General features: G+C 51.0%; 23 protein-coding genes. 14 read left to right on the top strand and 9 right to left on the bottom strand.

Annotated elements, in window-relative coordinates; all coding sequences use genetic code 11:
• Positions 1–12: 12 nt before the first annotated feature.
• A complete protein-coding gene (locus WFJ73_RS10550; RefSeq protein WP_336772987.1) occupies positions 13–1,227 on the top strand; it encodes an SGNH/GDSL hydrolase family protein in 1,215 nt (404 codons plus the stop codon).
• 76 nt (positions 1,228–1,303) lie between these two features.
• On the opposite strand, the gene WFJ73_RS10545 is transcribed toward WFJ73_RS10550, so the two are convergent.
• Together WFJ73_RS10545 and WFJ73_RS10540 are read right to left on the bottom strand one after the other, a co-directional pair.
• Complete coding sequence (locus tag WFJ73_RS10545; protein WP_336772986.1) at positions 1,304–3,049, bottom strand: sensor histidine kinase; 1,746 nt, start codon at positions 3,047–3,049, stop codon at positions 1,304–1,306.
• Positions 3,046–4,605, bottom strand: coding sequence for a response regulator transcription factor (locus WFJ73_RS10540; protein ID WP_336772985.1), 1,560 nt, complete (start codon positions 4,603–4,605; stop codon positions 3,046–3,048). The genes WFJ73_RS10545 and WFJ73_RS10540 overlap by 4 nt, the downstream gene beginning before the upstream one ends.
• A 168-nt stretch (positions 4,606–4,773) precedes the next feature.
• On the opposite strand from WFJ73_RS10540, the gene WFJ73_RS10535 reads away from it, so the two are divergent.
• The 3 genes from WFJ73_RS10535 to WFJ73_RS10525 all read left to right on the top strand — a co-directional run bounded on the left by WFJ73_RS10535 (position 4,774) and on the right by WFJ73_RS10525 (position 7,962).
• Positions 4,774–6,141, top strand: coding sequence for an ABC transporter substrate-binding protein (locus WFJ73_RS10535; RefSeq protein WP_336772984.1), 1,368 nt, complete (start codon positions 4,774–4,776; stop codon positions 6,139–6,141).
• A gap of 87 nt (positions 6,142–6,228) precedes the next feature.
• Positions 6,229–7,143 (top strand): carbohydrate ABC transporter permease, encoded by a 915-nt coding sequence (locus WFJ73_RS10530; protein WP_336772983.1) that lies wholly within the window; start codon positions 6,229–6,231, stop codon positions 7,141–7,143.
• A complete protein-coding gene (locus tag WFJ73_RS10525) occupies positions 7,144–7,962 on the top strand; it encodes a carbohydrate ABC transporter permease (RefSeq protein WP_336772982.1) in 819 nt (272 codons plus the stop codon).
• A gap of 56 nt (positions 7,963–8,018) precedes the next feature.
• Here WFJ73_RS10525 and WFJ73_RS10520 read toward each other — a convergent pair whose 3' ends face one another.
• The 5 genes from WFJ73_RS10520 to WFJ73_RS10500 are packed head-to-tail and all read right to left on the bottom strand — an operon-like array spanning position 8,019 to position 12,861.
• Positions 8,019–8,927: an aldo/keto reductase gene (locus tag WFJ73_RS10520; protein WP_336772981.1), complete on the bottom strand. Its 909-nt coding sequence runs from the start codon at positions 8,925–8,927 to the stop codon at positions 8,019–8,021.
• A 31-nt stretch (positions 8,928–8,958) separates the two neighbouring features.
• Positions 8,959–9,864 carry an RraA family protein gene (locus tag WFJ73_RS10515; RefSeq protein WP_336772980.1) on the bottom strand — a complete coding sequence of 302 codons (906 nt, stop codon included), beginning with the start codon at positions 9,862–9,864 and terminating at the stop codon, positions 8,959–8,961.
• Positions 9,865–9,898: 34 nt separating this feature from the next.
• On the bottom strand, positions 9,899–11,284 hold the full coding sequence (locus WFJ73_RS10510) for a mandelate racemase/muconate lactonizing enzyme family protein (protein ID WP_336772979.1): 1,386 nt from the start codon (positions 11,282–11,284) through the stop codon (positions 9,899–9,901).
• Between the two features lie 39 nt (positions 11,285–11,323).
• Entirely contained in the window at positions 11,324–12,067 is a 744-nt protein-coding gene (locus WFJ73_RS10505) for an SDR family NAD(P)-dependent oxidoreductase (RefSeq protein WP_336772978.1), read from the bottom strand.
• Positions 12,064–12,861: an SDR family NAD(P)-dependent oxidoreductase gene (locus WFJ73_RS10500; RefSeq protein ID WP_336772977.1), complete on the bottom strand. Its 798-nt coding sequence runs from the start codon at positions 12,859–12,861 to the stop codon at positions 12,064–12,066. The genes WFJ73_RS10505 and WFJ73_RS10500 overlap by 4 nt, the downstream gene beginning before the upstream one ends.
• Positions 12,862–13,111: 250 nt before the next feature.
• On the opposite strand from WFJ73_RS10500, the gene WFJ73_RS10495 reads away from it, so the two are divergent.
• From WFJ73_RS10495 to WFJ73_RS10460, 8 genes are all read left to right on the top strand, one after another.
• Positions 13,112–13,765 (top strand): GntR family transcriptional regulator, encoded by a 654-nt coding sequence (locus WFJ73_RS10495; RefSeq protein ID WP_336772976.1) that lies wholly within the window; start codon positions 13,112–13,114, stop codon positions 13,763–13,765.
• Between the two features lie 52 nt (positions 13,766–13,817).
• Positions 13,818–14,966, top strand: a complete 1,149-nt coding sequence (locus WFJ73_RS10490) for a helix-turn-helix domain-containing protein (protein ID WP_336772975.1) — start codon at positions 13,818–13,820, stop codon at positions 14,964–14,966.
• 35 nt (positions 14,967–15,001) lie between these two features.
• On the top strand, positions 15,002–15,994 hold the full coding sequence (locus WFJ73_RS10485; RefSeq protein WP_336772974.1) for a mannonate dehydratase: 993 nt from the start codon (positions 15,002–15,004) through the stop codon (positions 15,992–15,994).
• Positions 15,995–16,184: 190 nt separating this feature from the next.
• The gene (locus tag WFJ73_RS10480) at positions 16,185–17,141 is read left to right on the top strand and encodes a carbohydrate ABC transporter permease (RefSeq protein ID WP_336772973.1); all 957 of its coding nucleotides are present in this window, start codon (positions 16,185–16,187) and stop codon (positions 17,139–17,141) included.
• Positions 17,138–17,974 (top strand): carbohydrate ABC transporter permease, encoded by an 837-nt coding sequence (locus tag WFJ73_RS10475; protein WP_336772972.1) that lies wholly within the window; start codon positions 17,138–17,140, stop codon positions 17,972–17,974. The genes WFJ73_RS10480 and WFJ73_RS10475 overlap by 4 nt, the downstream gene beginning before the upstream one ends.
• A 48-nt stretch (positions 17,975–18,022) precedes the next feature.
• Positions 18,023–19,345 (top strand): ABC transporter substrate-binding protein, encoded by a 1,323-nt coding sequence (locus WFJ73_RS10470; RefSeq protein WP_336772971.1) that lies wholly within the window; start codon positions 18,023–18,025, stop codon positions 19,343–19,345.
• A 130-nt stretch (positions 19,346–19,475) separates the two neighbouring features.
• Positions 19,476–20,045: an SF0329 family protein gene (locus tag WFJ73_RS10465; RefSeq protein WP_336772970.1), complete on the top strand. Its 570-nt coding sequence runs from the start codon at positions 19,476–19,478 to the stop codon at positions 20,043–20,045.
• 167 nt (positions 20,046–20,212) lie between these two features.
• Positions 20,213–20,812, top strand: coding sequence for a hypothetical protein (locus tag WFJ73_RS10460; protein ID WP_336772969.1), 600 nt, complete (start codon positions 20,213–20,215; stop codon positions 20,810–20,812).
• 200 nt (positions 20,813–21,012) lie between these two features.
• On the opposite strand, the gene WFJ73_RS10455 is transcribed toward WFJ73_RS10460, so the two are convergent.
• On the bottom strand, positions 21,013–21,255 hold the full coding sequence (locus WFJ73_RS10455) for a YetF domain-containing protein (RefSeq protein WP_336772968.1): 243 nt from the start codon (positions 21,253–21,255) through the stop codon (positions 21,013–21,015).
• A gap of 313 nt (positions 21,256–21,568) precedes the next feature.
• A complete protein-coding gene (locus WFJ73_RS10450; protein WP_336772967.1) occupies positions 21,569–22,501 on the bottom strand; it encodes a cation diffusion facilitator family transporter in 933 nt (310 codons plus the stop codon).
• A 244-nt stretch (positions 22,502–22,745) separates the two neighbouring features.
• Here WFJ73_RS10450 and WFJ73_RS10445 point away from each other — a divergent pair, with 244 nt between their 5' ends.
• Together WFJ73_RS10445 and WFJ73_RS10440 are read left to right on the top strand one after the other, a co-directional pair.
• Positions 22,746–24,344, top strand: a complete 1,599-nt coding sequence (locus WFJ73_RS10445; protein WP_336772966.1) for a xylulokinase — start codon at positions 22,746–22,748, stop codon at positions 24,342–24,344.
• A 126-nt stretch (positions 24,345–24,470) separates the two neighbouring features.
• Positions 24,471–25,568 carry a GntR family transcriptional regulator gene (locus WFJ73_RS10440; protein WP_336772965.1) on the top strand — a complete coding sequence of 366 codons (1,098 nt, stop codon included), beginning with the start codon at positions 24,471–24,473 and terminating at the stop codon, positions 25,566–25,568.
• The last annotated feature ends 16 nt before the right edge of the window (positions 25,569–25,584 follow it).

Here is a 25,584-nt window from a genome sequence, read left to right as displayed (position 1 = left end):
AGGTGAAAAAGCATGGAGGAGAAGACAAAAGAGGCAGCGGAGCCGGTTGATTTCGACTCGGATCATTATCGCGCCATGATTGCCAGATCGCTTCTGGACAAAGGAAATAATAAAAGGCTGCAAGCCGCTATCGCGAAAGCGAAGGGCGGCGGAGAAGTTACGCTAGCTTTCATAGGCGGATCCATTACGCACGGTGCCGGAGCAGAACCTCTCCACACTGCTTGTTACGCGTACCAAACATATACCGGCTTTAAGGGAAGATTCGGAAAAGAGGGAGGCGATCATATCCGCTTAATCAAAGCGGGAGTTGGAGGAACGCCTTCCGAGCTGGGCATGCTTCGTTATGACCGCGATGTCCGTAGAGACGGAACGGTACAGCCGGATATCGTAATTATCGAGTTTGCGGTCAACGACGCCGACGATGAAACGAACGGCGTTTGTTACGAGAGCCTCGTGCTGAAAGCTCTTGGCGCAGGCAACGAGCCGGCCGTAATTCTGCTGTTCAGCGTGTTCGAGAACGATTGGAATTTGCAGGAACGCCTTTCGCCCGTCGGCAAACGTTACGGGCTGCCCATGGTAAGCATCAAGGATGCGGTGACGGAACAATTCTACAAGTCACGGGAAGAAGGCAAAGTCATTTCCAAGGAGCAGTTTTTCAGCGATATTTATCATCCGACCAATGCGGGACACCGCATCATGGCCGATTGTTTAAACCGGCTTTTTTCGGAAATTGACCGCGGCGAAACGAATCAATTGGATATTAACCTTGGAATACCTCCCGTGTTCGGCAATGATTTCGTTGACGTTCGCCTGCTGGACCGGAATCATCTCCGGGAGATGGCCAGGATTACGGAAGGGAGCTTCGGCTTGGCTGATACCGAGCTGCAGTTCGCGGAACTGGATGACCATTTCTACGGCACGCCCCAGTTCCCTTTCAATTGGATGCGAACACCGGATGCGGGCAGCGAGAGCTTCCTCATGACGATTCATTGCAAAAGTCTGCTCCTTGTCTATAAAAATTCCGGAAGCGATGATTTCGGAAACGCGGAGGTCTGGGTAGACGGAAAGCTTGCGAGATTGGCGGAATCTCACGCTGTCCGGTGGACGCGCTGCCACGCTATTATTTTGTTCCGGGAGCTAGAGTCCACAGAGCATACGGTTGAAATCAAAATGGCTGAAGGACAGGAAGGCAAGCGCTTTACGATCCTGGGCTTTGGTTTTGTATAGCAATGAAATAAGGGGTAAAGCTGATTGTCGGAAAATCCGATAATCAGCTTTTTATATTTTATAACGATGGAATTGCTTATTTGCTTATCTTAGGTAGATGAATCGAGACACGGGTACCTAAACCGGCTTCGCTCTCAATTTGTACGGACGCAAGGCTTCCGAACAAATGCTCCAGACGCCTCTTCGTATTGCTAAGACCGATATGCCTCAGACCCGGGCTGCTCTTTTTCTCATGCGATTCCCAAATTTTCTGCAGCCGTTCCGGCTCGATGCCGATCCCATCGTCCTCGATGGTAATTATAAGCTGGTTTTCGGACTCATAAGCGGCAATACGAATGGTGCCGGGCTCGTCCTTTGGACATATGCCGTGGAAAATGGCATTTTCCACAAACGGTTGAATCAGAATGCGCGGCACGAGATAAGGAAGCGATTGCTCCTCCAGCGACCACTCCACCTTAAACATATCGGCGTACCGGTACGATTGAATGTCAATGTAATCCCGCAGCAGCGCGACATCATTGTGGAGCGGGACAAGCGAATCGTCTCCTCCCGTCTTCACCGCGTCTTGAAGCACGCGAATAAAAGCGGAGACCATGCGGACGATGTCTTCATTGCCTTGTTTTTGGGCCATGTAAATAACGGCATTCAACGTGTTGTAGACAAAATGCGGATTCAGCTGCGACAATAGGAGCTCCATTTCGAGCTCGCGCTTGTCTTTTTCATGCTGGATCGATTCCTCGATGTGAGTCCTGAGCTGGCTTGTCATCCGGTTGAACCCGTTCCCTAGCTTCTCCATCTCATCTCCGGTACTGATCTGCACGGATACCTGCAAATTACCGCTCGATACCGCATTCATGGCATTATACAGCCGCATGATCGGACGAGTAATGCGGAGGATGGCCGGAATCATAAGCGCAAGGATAAGCGAGGTGCTGACGAGCGTGAAGAAGCCGAGCAGGTACAAGACGATCTTGGCGCGGTCGAACAACGAAGCTTGCGAGATGAAGGAGGCTAGCCGCCAGCCGGACGTTTCGAACCGGTCGACAAGCAGGTAGCCGTTATTCACGCGAAAAGCCCCGTCCTTGTTCGTGCCGTCATCAAGATCTTGAACGAGGCGGGCTATTTGTTGCTCCCCGTCATTCGGCTTAACATAGAGCACGTCGCCGGAATCGCTAAGCCAGGTTAAGTTATCGAAAGGACTAAAGTCGAGCGTCGATTGAAAATGGCTGTAGTCGAGATTGACGATGAATTTACCGATCGTCTGTCCAGGCTTCTCGATATCGCGTACCGTCACGACATAGCTAATGATCGCCGTCTCGGAAGACGGTTTCTGGTCTGCAAGCATCCGATGAGGCTCGGTGAAGCCGTACTCGGTTCCGGACTGGACGAAATTCAAGTACCATGGCTCCTTTAAGCGCTCACTGAAATAGCTGTCGTTGCCAGCCGCGTTCCAGAACACTCGCCCGTCCGGGAGTATAAGCGCGTAGCTCGTTACCTCCTTGCGAAGTCCCTTGTAACCGTCGACAAACTTGAACGTGCTCTGCAAAGCCTTGAACTGATCAAACGTGTCGAGCTGATCATACGTTTTGTAAAACTCCTGCAGCTGCTCGGCAATGATAAGCGTTAACGTAAATTTTGAAATATCATCGGACATGTAGTCGAGCTGTCGAACCGTCTGGCTCAGCTTCGCTTTGTCCTCCTGCATCATTTGGCCGATCAGGATATGATTATAGTAATAGTAGGTAAAGGCTATGGACAGCAGAAAACTGAAGGCAGCGACGATAACGATTCTCCAGAAAATGACGGTGCGAAGCCTGGTCATCGGGCCTGCTCCTTTGCACGGAACTGATGGGGGAGAACGCCGGTCAGCCGCTTGAACACCTGACTGAAATGCTGGGGAGAACGATAGCCGACGCGAGCGGACACTTCGGCCATTTTGGCGTCCTCGCGCATAAGGATTAATTTCGCCTGCTTAATTCGGTATTCGGTCAAGTAATCAAGAAAGGTGCGGTTGAGCTCCCTCTTAAATAGCTCATGCAAATACCTTACGCTAATGCCGGTTGCGATAGCGGCATCCTCGACCCCGATCTCGTCCTGGAAGTGAGCATGGAGGTAGCGTATGGCCTGCAGAAGCTTTGGAGACAGCTGTTTGAGGGAAGCCGATCCCTGCTCGCCTAACTCGCCGAAAGCACGGAGGAAACGGTTGCGTATATCGGTTACGTGATACAGCTGACCAACCGTTCGTAGATCCAGCGGATCCACTTCGGGAAGTCCCGCTGCCGCAAGCCGTTCGCGATACAGGGTGGTCAGCGCACGGATGGCTTCGTACAAACCGTTCAAGTTCCATTCCGGCTGCGCGAGACTGTCGAACCATTCCTTGATAACGCTTTCAAAACTGCCGTAATCCTCTTGTGCGAAACAGGCTGCCAATGCCTCAAGCCACCGGCGGCTGCCATCCACATTCGCAGGTGACATACGGGTCGGCAAGGGAAGATCATGAGCGCATGCAAGAGTATTGGGGCCGGAAAACACGGTGTGACGCGCGGCTTCTTCCAGCTTGCGTATCAAAGCGGGCAACTGCGCCGTATCGGCGTATTCGAACGCGAAATAGAAAGAGACGGTATAACCAAGCCGGTCTTCGAGCTCGCGCTGCGCAGTTGATGCGATTCCATAAAAAGCTTCACGCTGCAGGGAGACGCTTTTATCGCGCTGCTCGAACAATGCAACCAGCCGGCCGGGCCCATGCGCGAATTCCCCGATTAATTCCCAGTTGGCTGTTTTCTCCGCAAGTTTAAAGCATTCCGTCCATCCTATAGCCCCGCGAGTATCGGGCGACGCCGTGACGATGGATGGGATTGTCGTGAACGGCATATCTGCTTGCAGGAGCAGCGCGCATAGCGGCGGACGCGCGATATGACCGCCATGCTTGGCAGGCTGACTTCTGGCAAAAAACGCTTCCTTCAGTTGTTCGGAACGGGAGAGCTTGCGCTGCCGCTCATTCATCTCCCAAGCGAGCTTTGCTTTCGCAAGTTCTAGTATAAGCTTGTCTCGATTAACCTCGTGCTTAACAAGGTAGCTCGACACGCAGCCGAGCGATATCGCCTGACGGGCATAATTAAAATCCTCGTATGCGCTCATTACGATGAAGTTGACGCCCCAGCCGCGTTCGGCTACCGCTCGAATAAGCTCAAGCCCATCCATGACCGGCATACGGATATCCACGATCATGATTTGGGGACGATGCTCTTCGCAGAGCCGCAGCGCGCTTCGGCCGTTTGTTGCCGCAGCTGCGATCTCATATCCGTTCTCTTCCCATGGTATTAGCGCTCGTATATGCTCAAGGGCAATGCGTTCATCATCAACCAATATGATCTTCATCGAAGGCAGCCTCCCATGTCCATATTTGAATCCATTATACTCTACGTATTAAGGCCGGTGAAGCAAAGTGCAGAATCCCGACCAAGAGTGCAGTTTTGTTATGTTTACGCTTTCATAGTGACTTGTATATGATGAGAGCGTAACCAAAAACCTAAGGGAGGATTTGGGATGCGTCGTTCGAAATGGGGAAGAGGAATCGCGCAGGCAATGACCGCTTTGACTCTTGTTAGTTTGCTAGCCGCATGTTCAGGCGGAAGCGGCGGGAATAGCGGAGGCAACAGCGGCGGGAACGTCAAAACCAGCACACCGGCGGCAGAAACAGAGAATAACGGTGCTGCAGCAGACGGAGGCAATAAGGAGCTTACAGGGGAGTTCGTGCTCTGGACTTGGGAGCCGGAGCACCCGACCGCGATAGCGGCTTTCAATGAGAAATATCCGGGGATCAAGATTAAGAGAGTACAGGTCGAAGCGGCCGATGTTCCGAAGAAGCTGCAGACGACGATCGCATCGGGCGGCGAGCTGCCGGACGTTATCCGGATCGAGCGCGGGCAGAAGGCTAAGATTTTCAGCATGGATATTCTGCAAGATTTGGAGGCCGACCCTTATAATGCGGACCGCAACGTGTTATTCGAGTATGATGCTCCGGCATTCTCCATGAATGACCATCTGGTTGCTATTCCGGACGATATGAGCGTTGCCGGGGTTGCTTACATCAAGTCGCTCGCCAAGGAGTATCTAGGCACGGACAATCCCGAAGAGATGGAAGCGATGCTGCCTGACTGGGATGCGTTTATCGCCAAAGGCGTAGAGGTGCTCGACAAGAGCGGCGGCAAGGTCATGATGTTCCCAAGCCTTGGCGGTGTCTACGATATTCTGAAGGGTCAGCGGGATCAGCCGTACTTCGATGATAACAAGTTAAACGTTCAGCTGCTTCAAAGCATAGTAACGCGGCTTGTCCAATTCCGCGATGCGGGAATCGTAGACAAGCTCGACCAATGGACGCCGGCCTGGAACGCCTCCTTTGGCGGCGATAAATACATGTTTACCCCAAGCCCGGTCTGGATGCCGCAATACGTCATCGGACCAAACGACAAGAAGCCTGACCGGTGGGCGCTGATGGTAGCACCGGATGGCGGTTATATCCGCGGCGGTTCGTCGCACGGCATTCCGAAAGGCGCCAAGAACGCCGAGCTGGCTTGGAAATGGATCGAGTTTACTTCGATGTCGCAGGCAGGCGCGGAAGCGCAGAAGAAGGACGGCGTATTTACCCATTTCAAAGAGGCGTATCAGAATAAAGAATTCTCGAATTGGACGTGGGAGAATTTCGGCAGCCAGGATATTGGGGAGAAGTTCTTCGTAGACATCTCCGGGGTAACGACCGACGTTGCCGAGAACGTGAACGACCAGGTGCTTGATGAAGCAATGAGCATCGTGCTGCAGACTCTCGCGAAGGATAAAAGCTTCGGCGTGGAGCAGGCGATGGACAGGATCCAAAAAGAGCTGAAGGCGAAAGTACCGGACATCACGTTCGGTTAACGGCGAGCCCGATGCGGAAGAGACGCTGGGAGCGGCCGGGCGGCCGCTCTTTGCGCTTTCCGTGACCTTATAACGATCGGAGTGAGAATGATGGATGTGGTGAAGCGAAAATGGGCGCCGTATCTTTTTCTGTCACCGTATATGCTGTTCTACGCGGCCTTTGGCCTGATTCCAATCCTGTTTTCGTTCTACGTGAGTCTGACGAGCTGGAACGGGATTGGTAAAAAAACGTTTGTTGGGCTGGACAACTATGCCTTTCTGTTTAATCCCGACTCCTACTTCTTCACCTCAGTCGGGAATACGCTGCTGTTCGTGGCCGTATCGCTGCCACTTCAGATGGCATTTGGCCTTGCGATTGCTTCGCTGCTCTACAGCAAATTCGTGAAGTGGAAGGCTTTTTTCCAGCTCGTCAACTTCCTGCCGTATATCGTCACGCCGGTTGCGGTCGGTCTCATGTTCAACCTGCTGTTCGATTGGCAGGCCGGCTTCGTCAACAAGCTGCTGCTCGAATTCGGGCTCATCGACGAAGGGATCTATTGGCTTGGCGAACCGATGTATGCCCGTATCGTCATCATCCTTATGCTGTTTTGGAAGGGCTTTGGCTACACGATGATCTTTTATCTGGCAGGACTTGCTAACATATCGAAGGATTTGCATGAGGCGGCTGCCGTCGACGGGGCGACCGGCATGAAAGCGTTCTGGACCATAACGCTGCCCTTGCTTCGCCCGGTCACAACCTTCGTTGCCATTACGGGAATCATCGGCGGCTTTCAATTGCTTGAGGAGCCGATGCTGCTGCTTGGCGGCGCAGGAATGGGCTCGGCGTCTGCCGTCATCGGCGGACCGGAACGCTGCTGCCTGACGACCGTCTGGAATATGTATGATACGGCATTTGGCAGTACAACTCGTTACGGACTAGGCGCGGCGATCGCTTACGGACTTTGCGTTATTATTGCCGTGTTCTCGTTTGTTGGCACCAAGTTCTACAGGGAGGAATCCTAAATGAGTACACGATCGCGTACGGTTACTGCGACGCTTGGTATCGCGCTGCTGTCGATCGTCGCCTTGCTGCCGTTTTACATTATGGTTGTTATGGGGACTTACAAGAACGAAGACCTTTTTACGAAGATCGTACTTTATCCGGGCAACTACCTTGTGGAAAACTTCAAGACGGTTGCAGCGAGCCGGTTTGATCTGGCCTACTGGAACAGTTTTGTCGTCTCGGCTGCCAGCACGCTGCTGTCGGTGTTCGTCAGCGCGCTTGCCGGGTTTGCGTTCGCGAAATACGATTTTAAGTTTAAATCGAAAATTTTCGGGGCCGTTCTGCTGACGATGATGATTCCGGGCCAGCTTGGCCTGGTCGCGTACGTGATCGAGATGCGATATCTGAACCTTTCCGATACGTTGATGCCGCTAATCCTGCCATGGGTGGCAAATGCGTTTGGAGTATACTGGATGACGCAGTTCATTCGCGGCGCGGTACCGGTCGAGGTGATCGAGAGCGCGCGCATCGACGGCTGCTCGGATCTGGGGATCTTCTTCCGGATCGTGCTGTCCTTTATTTATCCGGCATTAACAACGCTGTCGCTGTTGGTCTTTCTCTGGTCGTGGAATAATTACCTGCTGCCGTTAATTGTCATTAACAAGCCGGAGATGTACACCATCCCGCTTGGCATCACGACGCTGGGCTCCGCGTACAGAACCGATCTTGCGGCGCAAATCCTTGGACTGTCGATCGGAACGCTGCCGGTGCTTGTTCTATTCGCAATTGGTTCGAAAAGCTTCATTCGGGGTTTAACGGCTGGATCGGTTAAAGGGTAAACGCTGAAAATAAAAACGAGCCAATGGAATTCAAATTCCCTTGGCTCGTTTTTGTTTTATTTCGCGATTGCCGTCCGCCCGATGGCGTCCAGTCGTTTCTTTGCTTCCTCGTAGACGTCGCCTGGAAGCGGGCCAAGCTCGGCGCAACGGAGATTTTCCGCCAAGTGGGAGGGATTCTTGGTGCCCACGATCGTTGTCGTCATGGAAGGGTGGGAGAGGGTGAAACGAAGCAGAAACCCGGTCCGCTGCTCGCCATGTTCCAAGAGGTCGTCCAGCTTCGCTTGCTCCCATGCGCTCCAGCGTTCCTCCGAACCTCGCCCGATACCCGGTTCGCCTTGGCCAACGCCGCCGCGCACGATGATGCCGGCTCCTGTGCCCGCGGCTTTCGTCACCCAATCCTCGTGTTCTCGTTCCAGGGCGGAGTAGGGCAGCTGGAACGTATCGAATGCTCCCCAGTCCACGAATGCCGGAAGATTCGGAAGGTAAGAGGAAACGCCGATGTAACGGGCTTTGCCGCTGGCTTGAATTTCCTTCAGGACGTCGACCAGCGCGCCTTCCTCGGCTTGCTGCACCGTTGGTCCATGCAGCTGCAAGACGTCGACATAGTCGGTTTTCATGCGCTTTAAACTTGTATCGATGTTATGAAGCAGATTATCGCGCGTCCAAATATGGGACGTCTCGTCATGCTCGCCGCGGTTCGTGACGCAGCAGCCGCATTTTGTGGCTAGAATAAACTCGTTCCGGCGGTGACTGATGAAGCGGCCGATTAGTTCTTCGCTGCGGCCGTAATCGTAAGAAGTGTCTATCAGGTTGATGCCCGCGTCGAGTACGGTATTCAGGATGATGCCCGCATCGGCGTCCTCGACCGGTCTTCCGTTCCATACGCGGGGTCCGCGTATTTCCATGGCTCCGTAGCTTAATTTCGTAATCTGCAGACCGGTACGGCCTAATATCGCTTTATCCATTAATTAAGCTCCTTTTTATTCCTATTTTACCTCATAACCGGACATCGCTGGAAGGGCCGCTATTTTCATTGCGGCGCGCTTCTTCGAGCTCCTGCTCCCAAGTCAAATGCCGGTAAGGCAGGGCAGCTGTGTCGGTGTCGAACCATTGAATGAAGTCCTGCCACATGGCCGTCGTCCAGGCTGCATCGATTTGCGCCGTCGTATAGGTTCTGCTGTTCAAGCGGGCAAAGCCAAACACGTCGCGGACCTGCGATTTTTCCGCATGGGTTGCCGTCAATTCCGCCAAGTGGGCCGGGATGAAGATGACGCCTGCGGGCGTGCCAAGCACAACGTCGCCGGGGAGGCAGACGGCCCGGCCAATGCGGGCGGGAACGTTCATGCCAACCATCGTGACGTCGGCGATTGCGGTAGGATCGCTGCCCCGATAGAAAACATTAATGTTTTCGATTTGCTGAACCTGCTGATTGTCGCGTATACCGCCCCAAATAACGGCCCCTCCGGTCTTCGTACGGGTTGAGATAGCGGTGGACAGGTTGCCTCCTACGTAGGTGCCTTGATAGATTTTATCGAACATATCAATAACAGCGACATCCTCTTCCTCCAGCGAATCGATCACCCATTGGTTGAAAAAGCCTCTGCGATCCTCTTGCTCATGGCCGTAATTGAGCAGCGTATCATGCAAATCCGGACGTTTAGGCACCATTACGGCCGTAACCGCGCGGCCAACCATCACCTTGTTCGGGTGAATGATTTTGAAATCGCCCTCGAATTGATAATGATATCCTCTCGACCAGAGGGGGCCCCAAGCCTCCTCGAGCGTGATCCTGCCTAATCGGGCAAGAACGCTGGACGGCACTTTGGGACGGCCGTCGGGAAAGCGCTCGCCTTGCCATAGCGGCGATAACTGAATTGTATCTTCGGCATTATTAAATTTCATATCGGACACCTCGCTTTATTTTTTGTCTTGCAGCTTAGCTCCAGAGACGGTCGTTGGACCAGTAACCGTTCCATTCGTCGGTAGGGAGCCAGAGTCCTGGAATCTCAGGGTGCAGATGTTGCGCGATAACCTCGTCGTTAAGCGATTCGATGCCAAGGCCCGGCGCATCGGGTACATGAATGAAGCCGTTCTGGACCAGCGGCTTTGGCAGCTTGCTGACGATTAGATCGTCCCACCATTCCACATCGACGGAATGGTATTCGAGCGCCAGGAAGTTTTCCGTGGCGGCTGCGGCATGCACGGCTGCAAGGCAGGCGATTGGGCTCTCCGCCATATGAATAGCCATCGCAACACCGTATTCCTGGGCCATGTCGCCGATTTTTTTCGTTTCCAGAATACCGCCCGTCGTAAGCACGTCGGGATGGATGACGGATACGCCGCCGGATTCGAGGAGCGGTTTGAAGTTCTCCTTGAGATAGATGTCCTCTCCGGTGCAGACCGGAGTTGTCACCGCGCTTGCGAGCTGGGCATATTGGTTTGTGTATTGCCACGGAATCATGTCTTCCATCCAAGCCAGGTTGTACTTTTCGATGCGACGTCCTAGCTTGATGCAATCCTGCAAGCCGATGTGCCCGAAATGGTCTACCGCAAGAGGTACCTCGTAGCCGACGACCATGCGAACGTCTGCCACGTATTGCTCCAGCATGTCGAGACCTTTTTCCGTTACATGGATGCCCGTAAACGGATGCGCGATGTTATAAATATCGTAGTGGCGGCTGCGTATTTCCCGCAGCTGATGCTCGGAAAGATTCGAATGCTTTCGGGAATACCAGGCTTTGGACAGCGCTTTCATATCCTCCAAGAAACCAAGCGGGGCGCTTAACGTTCCGGGCTCGTTAATAATTTGATTGATGCCCAGATCCATCTTAAGGAAGGTGTAGCCTTGTTCCATTCTTTTTTGCAGCGCCAGGCCCATAGCTTTCCCCGTATCTTTACCGTCAACGTCGGTGTCGCAATACATGCGGATCTTGTCGCGGAATTTGCCGCCCAGCATTTGATAGATGGGCATGCCGTAAGCCTTGCCGGCAATATCCCAAAGGGCGATCTCGATGCCGCTCACGCCGCCGCCTTGCCGGGAATGTCCGCCGAATTGCTTGATTCTGCGGAACAGCTTGTCGATATTACACGGATTTTCGCCCAGCAGTCTGCTTTTGAGCTGAAGGGCAAACTGTTTGTCGGCGCCGTCGCGCACTTCGCCGAAGCCAACGATGCCTTGGTTCGTGAACACCTTGATCAGGCTGCAGTGCATGGGAGCTCCTGCGATATCGGCAAAACGAATGTCGGTAATGCGAAGCTCCGAAGGATTGGAATAGGTGTTGACGTGAGCTAACGTGCTTTCATAGGTTTCCTGTTGAGTCATGGGCAATGCTCCTTTGCGGGAATATGGGTATAGGGCAGGTTACATCAACATGCCGGCACCATCCATGCGGATGGTCGAGCCGGTCATAAACGAAGTTTCGTCTGAGGCCACGTAGCAGGCGAGTGAAGCGATATCCGCAGGCAATCCGACGCGTCCAAGCGGAAATTTTTTGCGGTTTGGTTCCTTATGCGATGCCTTGAACTTGCCGACGTCGACCGCGCCGGGCGCAATCGTATTGACCGTTATGCCATAACGGGCCAGCTCAATGGCGCTTTCCCTCCCGAGCATTTTGATGCCGCCTTTCGACATGCAGTAGACGACGTCGAAGTCGGTAGGTCTTTTGCCATGCACGGAGGAAATGTTAATAATGCGGCCGAAATGCCGTTCCTTCATATAAGGGATAACCGCCTGCATGCATTGCCAGTACCCTTTAAGGTTGATGTTCATGACGCGGTCGTATAGTTCTTCCGTATAGTCGAACCAATTAAGATTAAGCTGCAGCGCGGCATTGTTGACCAGAATGTCGATGCCGCCATGCTCAGCCGCAGCCGTATCGACCATGCTCATGATCTGCTCCCGATCCGCGACATCGGCCTGCACGGTTACGCATTGGCCGCCAAACTCTTCGATTTGATGCTGCGTATCTTTGGCTCCCGCATCGCTGGAGTTGTAGTGGATGGCAACCTTCGCTCCGCGCCTTGCAAGCTCCAAGGCAATACCTTTGCCGATGCCGGTTCCCGCGCCGGTGACAAGTGCCGATTTTCCTGTCAAGTTGTGGCTCATAGCGATCGCGCCTCCCCCTCGGACGGCTTGTTCATGCGATGATCCATATAATGCAGGAGAAAACCGCCGTCCAGCCGTATATCTGCTCCGTTCAGATAACAGGCTTCCTCTCCGGCCAGGAAGAAAGCCAGCTCGGCCAGATCGTTAGCCGTCCCAAGCTTTGTGCTTGGCACCTTGTAACGGTAATCGTCGTAAAGTCCGGAAACAGGGCTTTGGAACGTCATATCCGAGCCCTCGATTGGGCCCATCTCAATTACATTGACGCGGATGCCGGATCGGCCGAGAAACAAGGCCGCTTCATGTGCCAGCATCTTTACCGATCCTTGCGAGGCGCTGTAAGCGAAGGACGATCCAGTAGGCTTCTCGTTATGAATAGAGCTGACGAAGATGATGCTTCCGAAGCCTCTTGCCGCCATCCGTTTGCCTAGCGCTTGGGTACAGAAGAAGGCAGATTTGGCATTTTTCCGCATGATTTCGACAAATGCCGTTTCTTCGCAGCTTTCGACAGAGGCGGGAGTTATCGCGCAGCAATTATGGATCATAACGTCGATAGGGCCAAGAAGCTTCTCGGATTGATCCAGCATCGTTGATATCTCGCCGCTGCTGCTAAGATCGGCATGGGTAACAAGCAGGTTTGAGCCTGCGGCTGTGCAGGAAACGAGCACATTGTCCCAATCCTTATCCTCTCGAAAACTATTCAGAATGAGATTCGCGCCACCTTGACTGAACCGTGCGATAAGTCCATCGGCGGACCAGCTGTCGGCATCCGCGATAAAGACCACTTTCCTCTTCAAACCATGTACACCCCCTCATGAATACTGGACTCTTTTCGGCAGGCGATATGCTTTACATGACCATCTTACCGACCGATTGAAGCGGAAAGCCATGCGGCAAAATTATGATTTTGTTTGTTTTTTTACGGTTGAGGCAGCTTGAAAAAAGTGGGAAATTTTCATCTTGACTTTCCCGTCCGAAGCGACTAGCATCGAATTATCGATTATCGATAATCCACAAAATTTCCAAACCTCAAGGTGGTGAGAGCCCGTGTCCATCGAAACAGCCAGTTCAGAGCAAAGTCCAATCTCTCTTAGCGAGCATGTCTATATTGCTTTAAAGAGAAAAATTATGAAGGGTGAACTGCTGCCCGGACACCGCATGATCGTTCTGGATATCGCCAAACAATTCAGCGTCAGTCAAGCACCCGTCAGGGAGGCGCTCGAGAGGCTGAAGCAGGAAGGTCTCATTGTTGGCAAAATGAATAAAGGCTCGGCTGTTTCCGAGATTACGGCCAAGGAGATACGAGACATTTACGAGCTTCGGCAAATGGTCGAAGGTCAAGCGCTCCGTGCAACGATGAAAGTGCTGGAGGATAAGGATATTGCTTACCTGGAAAGCGTCATTGAGGGCATGCGGGAAGCGATCGACAAGGAAGATCCGTACCGGCTGGTTGAACTGGATATGCTCTTTCACGGGTACTTTTATTTGAGGAGCGGCAATGCTCTTCTCTACGACATTTGGAACAGTATCAAAACGAAAGTTATGCGCTTTATTACGGTAACGAACAAGGATCACCCGGGCCATACGCTTTCTGACTCCCATACCGAAATTTTGGATCTGATCAAATCAGGCGACGTCGATAAGACGGAAACGAATCTGATAAGGGGATTGGATTTCTATAAAAACTATACCGGAGAGTAGCCCGTCTGCCTTAATCTTTTATTCATCCTTTCTTAAGAGAGGAGTGCCGATTATGAAGCAAGGGGTAATGGATCGTGCCCAAACGCTAAACGACCTGCTCCCCGGCAGAAGCTTTGAAGCCGGAGAAATGAAGAGGAGGCTGGAAGTGAGCGGGCTGCATGCTTATTACTCTTACCCGGCTCTAGCCCTGTTTTGCGTTAGCAGCGCGGAGGCGGATTTATGGTCCCGGAGATACGCTGTGGATGAACTGTATGCGGTCATCAAGCGTCATGGGCAGGGCAACACCGCTATCCTACCGGATGACAAGGGAAACGTCGCAGTCCTATTCTCCTGGGACGACCGCGAATCCATCATGAAGTTGTACGGCACCATTTGCAAGCAAGAGCATAGCTTTAACCCTCAATTGATCTCGCTAGGCATCAGCAATCCTACTTCGCAATTATCAAGTCTGCATCACGGATACGAACAAGCCCTCTTCGCCGTGAAACACCGATTCTACCAAAAACATTCGCAGCCCATTTACTACAGCAGTATTCCCCAGTATGCAACGGACGCCGAATATCCCCGGGATAGGGAAGACGAGCTTCTGCGTCTCTTGACTAGCGATTCCATCACCGAACATTCATTAACCCGGCAAGCGGTAAAAAACTTCTACGGGCAGCTCATTCGCAACGGTCCGCTGCCGGTCAAGAAAGTCGTTGACGCGACGCTTCAGCTGCTGATTAGCCTGCAGCTTCGGGTCAAATACGAACTTGGACAGTCCCATTTATGCAACACGCCCGATATGACGGCGCTTATGCAGCTGAATACGCTGGAAGAAATGACGGATTCCGTGTGCCAGGCGATAAAAGGAATGGGAGGAACGCCTTGCGGCGCCGACAGCCTAAATCGCAACCTAGTTAAGAAAGCGGTTACATTGATGGAGGAGGAATACGATAAGGCATCCTTGCATTACGTCGCCGATAAAGTATTTATCACTCCCGCCTATTTAAGCTTTTTATTCAAATCGAAAATGGGCGTCACGTTTATCGAGCATTTGACCCGCATCCGGATATCCCATGCCAAAAAGCTGCTCAAGCAGACGCATCTGAGAAACTATGAGGTCGCCGAGCGCGTCGGCTATCAGGACTCTCGTTATTTCAGTCAAATTTTCAAAAAGAAGGTAGGTTTGTCACCTAGCGAATTCCGAGACGCAAATTAAGCAGCTATCCATCATCTCATTGGGGGTTATTTACGATGAAACTAGCCGAGTTTTTCACTTCCCATCCGAACCAGCTATGGCATTTGGCCAAGCAGATGGGCGTCGATTACGCCGTTGGCCCGCTGCCGAAGGAAGATAACGGCATGAAGCCTTGGGATTTTATGAATCTGCTGCACATGAAGCAGCGTTACGAGAATCACGGCATCCAGCTGCTGGTTATTGAATCGGCGCCGCCAACGAATAAGATTAAGCTTGGCTTGCCGGGCCGCGACGAAGAAATTGAATGGATGGGCCAGCTTATTACGAATATGGGCGCACTTGGCATCCCCGTCTTATGCTACAATTTCATGGCGCAATTCAATTGGTTCCGCACGTCGACAACGACGCGTACGCGAGGCGGAGCGCTTGTGTCCAGCTACGATCATTCCTTGATGCAAAGCGCGCCGCTTACGGAAGCGGGGATCGTAACGGAGGATCAATTGTGGGACAACCTGCGTTATTACTTGGAGAGAATAGTACCAATTGCCGAGAAGGCGAAGGTCAAGCTGGCTTTGCACCCCGACGATCCGCCTATAAGCCCGATTCGCGGCGTATCGCGTATTCTCCGTAATGCGGAGGCTTTGCAGCGCGCAATTGATCTCGTGCCAAGCGAATACAGCGGAATTACGCTATGCCAAGGGACGCTGGCGACCGCTGGCGAGCATATCCCGGATGTCATCCGCCATTTTGCGAATCGGAACAAGTTATTTTTCGTGCATTTCCGCGACGTCGTGGGTACGCCGGACAAATTCCAGGAGACGTTCCACGATGACGGCAAGACCGATATGTACGAAGCGATGAAAGCGTATTATGAGGTTGGATTTGAAGGACCGGCAAGACCGGACCATGTTCCGACAATGGAAGGGGAAGACAACGCGAATCCCGGCTACGAAACGCTTGGGCGTCTGTATGGCGTTGGGTATATTAAAGGGTTGATGGAGGCTGCCATGGCGGAACGAAGGACGCTTGCGGGGAACCTGAACGGATAAGCAAGTTTAATAGAGGGATCAAGCTATGCATGCTGCGGCTGCATAGCTTTTTTTCATGTTCGAATGGATCTATTAAGGTCTTTTAAGAGTGTAAAAAAACAAACCAATTCATAATTCTATCGCATGTACACATGTAAGCGATTTCAATAAAATGAGCCTTATAGATGCTGTGAGGGGGGATGAACATGAAATGAAGGCTGAAGCTATGAATAAGCCGGCAACGGCAACAAAGCTGCGCTTGACGAAGAAGCTCAAAGGAACCAATGATAACAATCTGGCAGGCTACATTTTCATTTCACCTTGGTTAATAGGCTTTTTGCTGCTTACCGCATGGCCAATCATCCAGTCGTTTTATTTGTCCTTTACGGAGTATTCGCTGCTCGAGGCTCCGACCTGGACCGGAACAGATAACTACGCCAACATTTTCACTAGCGATAACGATTTCAAGACATCGCTTAAAGTCACCTTTATCTTCGTGTTGTTTTCCGTCCCGCTGAAGCTTTTCTTTTCCTTGATGGTCGCGATGATGCTGAACAAAAATGTGAAGGGCATGAATCTGTACCGGACGGCGATCTATTTCCCTTCTCTCATTGGCGGGAGCATTGCCGTGGCGGCGCTGTGGCGCAACATGTTTAATCTGAACGGTTATTTTAATCACGTGCTTTCCTGGTTCGGCATTCAAGGCGTCGGCTGGATAACGAATCCGCATACCTCGCTCGGAACTCTTATTCTGCTGAATACGTGGCAATTCGGTTCTACGATGGTTATATTCCTGGCCGGGTTGAAGCAGATTCCGGGCGAGCTTTACGAATCGGCGTCGGTTGACGGCGCATCGAAGCTGAGAAAGTTTTTCCACATTACGCTTCCGATGCTGTCGCCGGTTATGTTTTTCAACTTGGTGCTTGGCATTATCGGCTCCTTCCAAATGTTCACCTCCGCGTTTATCGTTACGCAGGGCGGCCCGATCAATTCGACGTATATGTACGCGCTGTTCCTCTACGAGAAGGCGTTTAAGCATTATCAAATGGGATATGCCTCGGCGCTTGCTTGGATTCTGCTCGTTATCGTAGCGCTAATGACCGCCATTAACTTCCTGGTATCGCGCTACTGGGTATTTTACGAGACGGACGGAGGGAAGCAAAAGTGAACAAAGCGCTTAAGAATTATAAAGTTACCAGCCATCTGCTGCTGATTGCGTTCTCTCTCCTGATGCTTTATCCCGTTATCTGGTGGGTGGGCGCTTCGCTCAAAACGACAGCCGAGATGAGCTCGCCTTCCCTCTGGCCATCGACCCCTATATGGGAAAATTACACAAAGGGTTGGCAATTCTCCCCTGAATTTACGTTTGGACGTTTCTTCGGAAATACGCTGCTTATGGAGTTCTGGAACGTGCTGGGAGGCGTTCTTACAAGCGCGATCGTCGCATACGGCTTTGCCCGTCTGAACTTTAAGTTTCGCGGAGCGTTATTCTCGATCCTGTTGCTTACGATGATGCTGCCGGGGCAAGTGACGATCGTTCCGCAGTATATTCTCTACAATAAGCTGCAGCTCATGGACAGCTACATACCTTTAGTTCTTCCTCACTTCTTCGGGGGCGGCGCATTCTTTATCTTTTTGCTCGTGCAATTCATAAGAGGCATCCCGCGGGAGCTAGACGAAGCGGCCAAGATCGACGGTGCTTCCGTCTACGGTATTTTCTATCGGATTGTTTTACCGCTGATTAAGCCTGCCTTGGTAACCGTGGCGATCTTTACGTTTATATGGAGCTGGGATGATTTCTTCGCGCAAATGCTGTACTTGAATTCGGTAGGCAAGTTTACGGTTGGTCTAGCGCTGCGCATGTACGTTGATCAGTTCGAGATCCAATGGGGCAGGCTGCTTGCGATGTCGCTGCTTTCGGTTATGCCGTCCGTCATTTTGTTCTTCTTCGCGCAGAAGCAATTTGTTGAGGGAATTGCAACGACGGGCTTAAAGGGATAACGGCATGGCCGATCCAACTTCCAAATACAAAGTAAAGGGGAAAAAAAGATGAAGCGAAGTGTCTACAAAGGATTCACGTTATTAATGCTCGCCGCCACACTGGCATTGTCGGCTTGCGGGAACGGAGGCGCGAACAACGGGGAGGCGAATGCTTCGAACGCTGGCGGCAATGGCCCCTCCAATGCTCCGGTGAAGCTCAAAATCATGTGGCAAGGCGCGGATATCCGGCATCAGGCGATGCTGAAAACGCAGGAGGTCTATACGAAATTAAATCCGTCGATCACCTTCTCGCCCGAATATATGGCATGGGACGATTATTGGAAGAAGCTTCCGACATTGGCCGCTTCCCATTCGCTGCCGGATGTTCTTCATATGGACGGGGCATACATTCAAGAATATGCGACCAGAGGTACGCTGGAGGATTTATCGGATATCGATCTTAGCGGCGTAATCGACGATAAGACGCTCGAGAACTTGAAAATCGGCGGCAAGCTTTACGGCATTCCGATCAGCCGCAACGCGCAAGGCATCGCCTTCAACAAGGAAGCGCTTGAGGCTGCAGGCATCGAACTGCCGAAGAAAGACTGGACTTGGGACGAATATTTCGACTTTGCGAGAAATGCCCGCGCCAAGCTTCCGGATGGCGTCTATCCGATCAGCGACACGGATACTTGGGATTTTTACCAGTATTATCAAATGTCTTACGGCAAAGGCCGGATTATTCAAGAGGATGGCAAGAAGTTTAATCTGGATAAAGACCTGTTCATGAAGTTCTACGGCATACACGCGGAATTCCGTGAAAAGAAAATCGTTCCTCCTGCGGACATGGTCAGCGCATTTAAGGAAAACGACCCGCAAGCGGACCCGATGGCAAGCGGCAAAGTGATGACGCGGGGCGCAACGGTAGGTTCGGTAGGGGCGCTTGAGCAGTTAATGCCCGGAAAAATAGACGTCGTTAACCTTCCGGTCGGGCCTGAAGGTGGCGGCTGGGCGCAGCCAACCATCTTCCTCAGCGTAAGCACCGATTCCAAGCACAAGGATGAGGCGAAGGCTTTCATCAAATGGTTCGTGACGGATAAGGCAGCCGGCCAAACGTATGGCACGAATTTCGGCATTCCGATCTACGACGAGATCTACACAGCGCTTGAGCCTACCCTGGCGCCGAAGGAGAAGCTGGGCAAGAAGCTATACGATACGGCGATTGACAAAGCAATGCCGTTCTCCCCGGCTGCGGCAGGGTGGACGGAGTGGGTAGACAACTACAAGAAAACGATGGATTCCGTTATGTTCGGCCAGAAATCGATTGAAGATGCCTATAACGAGATTTCCAAGTCAGGCAACGCGATTGCAGAGAAGCAAGCCGCGAAATAATTATCCTTGAAAACGAGTGAACGAAAAGGGGCAAACCTATCCGGGTTTGCCCCTTTTAGCTAACATTAGTAGGATTGATGTGCTTATTCCTGTATGATAGACAAGAAGTATTGAAATTTTGGAGGTTTACATGTCCTGGAGCAAAATGAAGCAGCAACTGGAGAGCTTTCTTAGTCCGGCGTTACTGGGGAGGGTCGAATACCGGTCAACCAGCTACCGTTATTTACCCGATAAAGCAGGGCTTTGTTATATAGCTGTAGAAAAGAAGAACGTATTTAATATGACCGATGCAACTACATCGATCAGATGGTATCAGACCGAGCAAGAAATTAAGAACGACCCGCAGCTCCAAATTCCGATCAGCAAGGATGAGATCGAGGCGGTCCGAACAGATACCAAAGGGCTTGTTCCTGAGGACCGTCTAAAGGTCATTGCAAGAGGCAGAAAAATAGGCGAGCTTGCAAAGGAGCTTTTGTCGGCGCAGACATCCCTAAGCAAATCAAACTTTGTTGTCATAGCCAATAAATTTTTGTCGCTTTCCATTGAGGAGAGCATGGAGAGCAATGATATCTTATTGAATATCCTGGCGTTGATTGACAGAAGGGTCGGGAAAAAACGGCTTCAAAACATGAGCGATAAGATCAAATTAAAGCATCCCGTCGTTCAGTATTTCTATGAGCTAAGGCTAAGTACGATGTGAGGTATTACAGTTTTAAGATTAACCGCTTACCGTTCTCATACGGTAAGCGGTTTTTAATTTAAAAGTTTATGAAATCAGAAATAATAAGTGAATAATAAATTTTTAAGATCTTTTTAATACCTGCCTTCTATACTGATTCAAACGTTGAAGAGAGATGGGGAATGCACATGAAACATAGTCGTAGCGTATTTGTTCCCGCCGTTGTTGTGGCGCTGGCAAGTCTTGCCTTGATCTACTACGCATTTTTTGGCACAATCCATCAGGGCCCTCCCGGTATAAAGCCTGGTGAAAGAGGCAGCGAAGGCCTATTCAAGACCATGGGAACGATCGCAGTCTGGTGCGCCGCCGTTAGTTACGCGTGGCTGCGATTGAAGCGCAAGCGCAAATCGTCGTCTCCTTTTGTGAAGAAGCTGGTCAAGCTTTTTGACAAAGCGCATCGACTTGCCGGTTATGCAGCAATCGTCTTGATCGCTGCGCATGGCATTTATTTTTTGACGCAATCGAGAATAAAGGACGACACTTATACAGGTATCGCAGGATTTGCGCTGCTGCTTTCGTTAGGGATCTACGGTTTTCTAATCCGCCGCGTCAAGAACAAGCATTTGCGAAAAATTCATTTCTCGCTGGCAACCGCATTTGCCGTTGTGGCTATTATACATGCAGGCGGTTCGGCGATTATTGCGATACTCAGCACTATCGTGTTCTGGGGATTGGTCTGGCTGATTGAACGAAGGGCGGCCCAGTTGAACGAGAATAGAGCAGCATAACCTTTCAGTGAACTCACGGCGGGCAGAAGTCCGCTGTGAGTTCCGGGATTTACATATCTTTTGGACGATCTAATTGGTCTTGATAAAAATCAAAATACAGTTTCCCATCCGTACCTTTAACAGCATAGAACACCTCGGTAAGTGAATGGCCTTTCTTTTGCACCGCTTTTTCGATCGTTTCCGTCTTAATATTTGCTTCATTATAAATGTTCGTAAATAAACTTGCCCTCTTTTATGAGTTCTATAGGAAAGCTAGATGGTTTTGGCGGTTTATTTTGAGAATTCAGTTCATGTAGATTGAGAGGCCGATATTCTTTCATCCTTAGAACGGAAAGCTTACCGCTATTTTCGAGTAAGGCATACTCCACTTCAGAAATGTCGAAGATTTCCTTCTCTCGAAGCATTTCGTAAAAGGAATCCAACGTTAATTTGTTTTTCTTCATGTTCTCCTCAAGAAGGTAACCGCCCTACACGATGACGGAGGCCTTTCCGAATAACAATCTCTCCATCCTTCTTCCCTTCAAGGATAAAAGACTAAGCAACCACGAGGTAACAGTAAACACACCTAGCGAGATTAAAAGATGGGAAAGATTTATCTTCTCGTTAAAAGCAATGTTCGCCGCTGCCTAGGATAATCGCGGTTACGAAATCATGGCTATTCATATTTGATAATGTTTGTAATTTTTCTTGAAGCCCCTCTATTTATTCGAATACAAAAAAGACCAGCTAAAATGCTGATCTTGATTGTTTCATTCATTAAGTTAAAGGCAAAAACTGTCGTCCGTATTCCCCATGATGATGGATGGCGGCATGCTCGATCTGGATGGTCGAGTGGACGATGCCGTATTTCTCCTTCAATAATTCGTTTAAGGCAAGCGTAATGCAATATGGCTGGGTATTGGAATGCGCAAGGACATGAGCTGTTAAGGAATAATGGTCCGTCGATATTGCCCACAGGTGCATATCATGCACGTCTAATACACCTGCTATGCTGCTCAAATCCTGACGTATCGCTTCCAAATCAAATTGCTCCGGCACAGCCTCCATTAGAATGACGTAAGACTCCCGGATAATTTTTACGCCGCCGATCGCGATAATGCCGCCTATTACCATGCTTATAATCGGATCGAAGATAAGAATACCGGTGGCTTTCATCAGAATGGCGGATACGATTACGCCAGCCGAGCTGAGCGTATCGCCTATGAAATGCCATAACGCGCTTTTGACATTGAGGTTTTCTTCTTCTTTCGTGCTCCGGTGAAGAAGCAAGGTAAGTACGACATTTACGACTAAACCGATCACGGCAATGCCGAGCATGAGGCCCATATCTACCGGCTGGGGATGGATTAGCCGCTGAACGCCTTCGTACCAGATAAACACCGCAATAGCCACTAGCGCAAGACCATTCAAGAAGGAGGCCATAATCTCAAACCTCACGAACCCGAAGGTGTATTGGCTGGTAGGCTGCCGTGATGCCATATAGATGGCGAACATGCTTAAGCTAAGCGCGAGCACATCGGATACCATATGCGCGGAATCGGAGAGCAGAGCAAGCGAGCCGGACAATAAGCCGCCGATAATTTCAATGGCAGTAAAGATTGAGGTTAACGTCAAGGTGAGCCACAGCGTCTTTTTGGATGTGGACTGTTCTTTCACGTGCGGAAGATGATGATAATCCCCTTTGTTCATCTCATTCACTCCTTCGCCCTAGATTAGAATAATTATAAATTAATAATGTAGCTTAAGTATATGCCCTCAACAGCCAAATGTTCAAATGAACATTATATGGATAACAGAAGGAATTCTCATTCTCATAAACGCCCTCTCAACTTTCACATGTACATACAAGTTTCATTGATGTTATACTGTCTACAGACAAGTTAGTTATACAGGAAATCATACAAATTCATTATTCATAAACGGAGGAACAAACATGAGTCTTGATGTGAGAGAGGCTATTAAGAACGGCAAAACGGTACTTGGAATCGAGCTGGGTTCAACCCGGATTAAAGCAGTTCTCATCGGTGAAGACAATACGCCAATTGCATCGGGCAGTCATGACTGGGAGAACAGCCACCTCAATAATATTTGGACGTACAGCCTGGAGGATATTTGGAAGGGCATTCAAGACAGCTATCAGAAGATGGCGGGCGATGTGAAACAGCGGTATGGCATGGCTTTACAAACCGTTGGCGCTATTGGTTTTAGCGGAATGATGCATGGCTATATGGTGTTTGATGAGGCTGGCAATCAGCTTGTTCCTTTCCGTACATGGAGAAACAATATAACGGAGCAGGCTTCGGCTGAGCTGAGCGAATTGTTTAATTTCCATATTCCTCAGCGCTGGAGCATTGCTCATCTATATCAAGCGATTCTGAATCAGGAAGCGCATATCTCCGATATTCATTTCCTGACGACTCTGGCGGGGTACATTCATTGGAAATTGACCGGGCAGAAAAATCTTGGCGTAGGCGAAGCATCGGGCGTATTCCCGATTGATATCCATACGGGAAGCTTTAGCGAGGTTATGATTCATCAGTTTAATGAGCGGATTGCGGCAAAAGAGCTTCCTTGGAAGCTCGAGGACATTTTGCCTCAAGTATTGGTTGCGGGTGAGCATGCGGGGGTACTGACTGAAGAAGGCGCGAAGCTTCTGGACGTGACAGGAGAGCTGCAGGCTGGAATTCCGTTCTGCCCAGCCGAAGGTGACGCCGGAACCGGCATGGTTGCAACGAACAGTATCGCGAAGCGCACGGGCAACGTGTCCGCGGGAACCTCGGTATTTGCGATGGTTGTTCTGGAGAAGGAGCTGTCCAAGGCCTATGATGAAATCGACCTCGTTACGACGCCTACCGGCAATCTGGTTGCAATGGCTCACTCCAATAACTGTTCGTCGGATCTGAATGCATGGGTGGGCTTGTTTGACGAATTTGCCAAGGCAATGGGCCTGAACGTTGACGCAAACAAGCTGTACGGTACGCTGTACAATCTGGCGCTGCAAGGCGATCCGGACGGCGGCGGACTGCTGGCTTACGGTTACCTTTCGGGCGAGCATATGACGCATTTCGAAGAAGGCCGTCCATTGTTTGTGCGTTCCTCCGAGAGCAACTTCAATCTGGCGAATTTCATGCGCGTTCATCTGTTTACGGCGCTTGGAGCGCTTAAGATCGGCATGGATATTCTGCTTAAGCAAGAGGAAGTGAAGCTTGATCAGATCCTTGGTCATGGCGGCTTGTTCAAGACCGAAGGCGTAGGGCAGAAAATTATGGCGGGCGCGCTGAACGTTCCGGTCTCCGTCATGGAGACGGCCGGTGAAGGCGGAGCATGGGGGATTGCCCTGCTTGCTTCCTATATGATGAACAAAACCGAGAACGAGACGTTGGAAGAATTCCTGAACGAGAACGTATTCGCAGGCAAAGCCGGCTCGCAGGTTTCCCCTGATCCGAAGGATGTGGAAGGCTTTGAAGTCTTTATGAAACGGTATAAGACGGGACTTTCCATTGAAAGAGCCGCGGTTGAAAACTTGAAATAAGCCGTTGTCTGGAGCAAGCGGATAGAAGGAACGATTGGAGCCGGGAGTAGTATTTCCTGGCTCCGATTTGTTAATCTATACTCATATCGCAGAATCGTACAGACAAGCTAGCAAAGGGGCAAGTTCATGAAAGAAAAATCATTGCCGAAATACATTCAGCTTAAAAAAGAAATATTGGTGTGGCTGGATACGGGAAAGCTTCAGCCCAATGAGCAGATGCCGTCGGAGAACGAAATATCCGAACAGTTCGGACTAAGCCGGCAAACGGTCCGTCAAACGCTTGGGGAGCTTGAGAAGGAAGGCAGACTTTACCGCCTGCAAGGGAAGGGGACCTTCGTAGCGGATGCGCGGGAAAGCGAGAGCCGCGTGGAAACTCAGACGATTGGCCTCATAACGACGTATATTTCGGATTATATCTTCCCGCATATCGTCCGGGGGACGGAAGCGGCGATTCGCGCCAAAGGCTACCGGCTGCTGCTCTCCAGCACGGATAACGATAAGGGCAGGGAACGGGAAAGCCTGTCGATGTTAACCAGCCAGCCGCTTAGCGGTTTGATCATCGAACCGACCAAAAGCGCGGAAGGGAACCCGAATCTCGCTTATTTTCTCGCGCTTAACAACCGCAGAATTCCTTATGTCATGATAAACGCCAGATATCCGGAAATCAGCTGTCCTTCTCTTGTTATTGACGATGAAGAAGGCGGCAGTACGGCTGCTCAGCATTTGCTCGAGCTGGGACATCGGCGGATTGTCGGATTTTTCAAGACGGATGACCAGCAGGGAGTGCTTCGTCTGAAAGGCTTCATGCGCGCGCATCAGCAGGAAGGCTGTCTGCTTCAACCGGAATTTGTGGTGGCTTACCGGACGGAGGAGAAAGCGGAGAAGCCGATTGCGGAAGCAGCCAGACTCCTGGACCTTCCCGAAGAGGAACGGCCAACCGCATTTGTCTGCTACAACGACGAGCTGGCTCTGCAGCTGCTTGAGGTTATCCGCCAAGCCGGGTTAACCGTGCCGCAGGATATATCCATCGTTGGGTTCGATGACTCCCCGCTTGCGACGGCATCCGAAGTGAAGCTGACAACGCTTGTTCATCCGAAGGCGGAAATGGGAGAGGACGCGGCAAGGATGTTGTTCGAGCTGATCGAGAGCGGCGGCGCCTTGATCCCGGAATCCAAAACCTACAAGCCAAGTCTGATTATGAGAGAATCGACCCGCAGGATGTAATGACAAGTCGTACGTC

This window comes from Paenibacillus sp. MMO-58 (genome assembly GCF_037146255.1).
In the GTDB taxonomy this organism is placed as follows: Bacteria; Bacillota; Bacilli; order Paenibacillales; family Paenibacillaceae; genus Pristimantibacillus.
Note: the sequence above shows the minus strand (reverse complement) of the source record. Positions and strands in the feature narration are given on the sequence as shown.

Excerpts from the sequence above, each read along its gene's own strand:
- WFJ73_RS10550 (WP_336772987.1), top strand. The coding sequence starts at position 13 with ATGGAGGAGAAGACAAAAGAGGCAGCGGAGCCGGTTGATTTCGACTCG.
- WFJ73_RS10545 (WP_336772986.1), bottom strand. The coding sequence starts at position 3,049 with ATGACCAGGCTTCGCACCGTCATTTTCTGGAGAATCGTTATCGTCGCT.
- WFJ73_RS10540 (WP_336772985.1), bottom strand. The coding sequence starts at position 4,605 with ATGAAGATCATATTGGTTGATGATGAACGCATTGCCCTTGAGCATATA.
- WFJ73_RS10535 (WP_336772984.1), top strand. The coding sequence starts at position 4,774 with ATGCGTCGTTCGAAATGGGGAAGAGGAATCGCGCAGGCAATGACCGCT.
- WFJ73_RS10530 (WP_336772983.1), top strand. The coding sequence starts at position 6,229 with ATGATGGATGTGGTGAAGCGAAAATGGGCGCCGTATCTTTTTCTGTCA.
- WFJ73_RS10525 (WP_336772982.1), top strand. The coding sequence starts at position 7,144 with ATGAGTACACGATCGCGTACGGTTACTGCGACGCTTGGTATCGCGCTG.
- WFJ73_RS10520 (WP_336772981.1), bottom strand. The coding sequence starts at position 8,927 with ATGGATAAAGCGATATTAGGCCGTACCGGTCTGCAGATTACGAAATTA.
- WFJ73_RS10515 (WP_336772980.1), bottom strand. The coding sequence starts at position 9,864 with ATGAAATTTAATAATGCCGAAGATACAATTCAGTTATCGCCGCTATGG.
- WFJ73_RS10510 (WP_336772979.1), bottom strand. The coding sequence starts at position 11,284 with ATGACTCAACAGGAAACCTATGAAAGCACGTTAGCTCACGTCAACACC.
- WFJ73_RS10505 (WP_336772978.1), bottom strand. The coding sequence starts at position 12,067 with ATGAGCCACAACTTGACAGGAAAATCGGCACTTGTCACCGGCGCGGGA.
- WFJ73_RS10490 (WP_336772975.1), top strand. The coding sequence starts at position 13,818 with ATGAAGCAAGGGGTAATGGATCGTGCCCAAACGCTAAACGACCTGCTC.
- WFJ73_RS10485 (WP_336772974.1), top strand. The coding sequence starts at position 15,002 with ATGAAACTAGCCGAGTTTTTCACTTCCCATCCGAACCAGCTATGGCAT.
- WFJ73_RS10480 (WP_336772973.1), top strand. The coding sequence starts at position 16,185 with ATGAAGGCTGAAGCTATGAATAAGCCGGCAACGGCAACAAAGCTGCGC.
- WFJ73_RS10470 (WP_336772971.1), top strand. The coding sequence starts at position 18,023 with ATGAAGCGAAGTGTCTACAAAGGATTCACGTTATTAATGCTCGCCGCC.
- WFJ73_RS10465 (WP_336772970.1), top strand. The coding sequence starts at position 19,476 with ATGTCCTGGAGCAAAATGAAGCAGCAACTGGAGAGCTTTCTTAGTCCG.
- WFJ73_RS10460 (WP_336772969.1), top strand. The coding sequence starts at position 20,213 with ATGAAACATAGTCGTAGCGTATTTGTTCCCGCCGTTGTTGTGGCGCTG.
- WFJ73_RS10455 (WP_336772968.1), bottom strand. The coding sequence starts at position 21,255 with ATGAAGAAAAACAAATTAACGTTGGATTCCTTTTACGAAATGCTTCGA.
- WFJ73_RS10450 (WP_336772967.1), bottom strand. The coding sequence starts at position 22,501 with ATGAACAAAGGGGATTATCATCATCTTCCGCACGTGAAAGAACAGTCC.
- WFJ73_RS10445 (WP_336772966.1), top strand. The coding sequence starts at position 22,746 with ATGAGTCTTGATGTGAGAGAGGCTATTAAGAACGGCAAAACGGTACTT.
- WFJ73_RS10440 (WP_336772965.1), top strand. The coding sequence starts at position 24,471 with ATGAAAGAAAAATCATTGCCGAAATACATTCAGCTTAAAAAAGAAATA.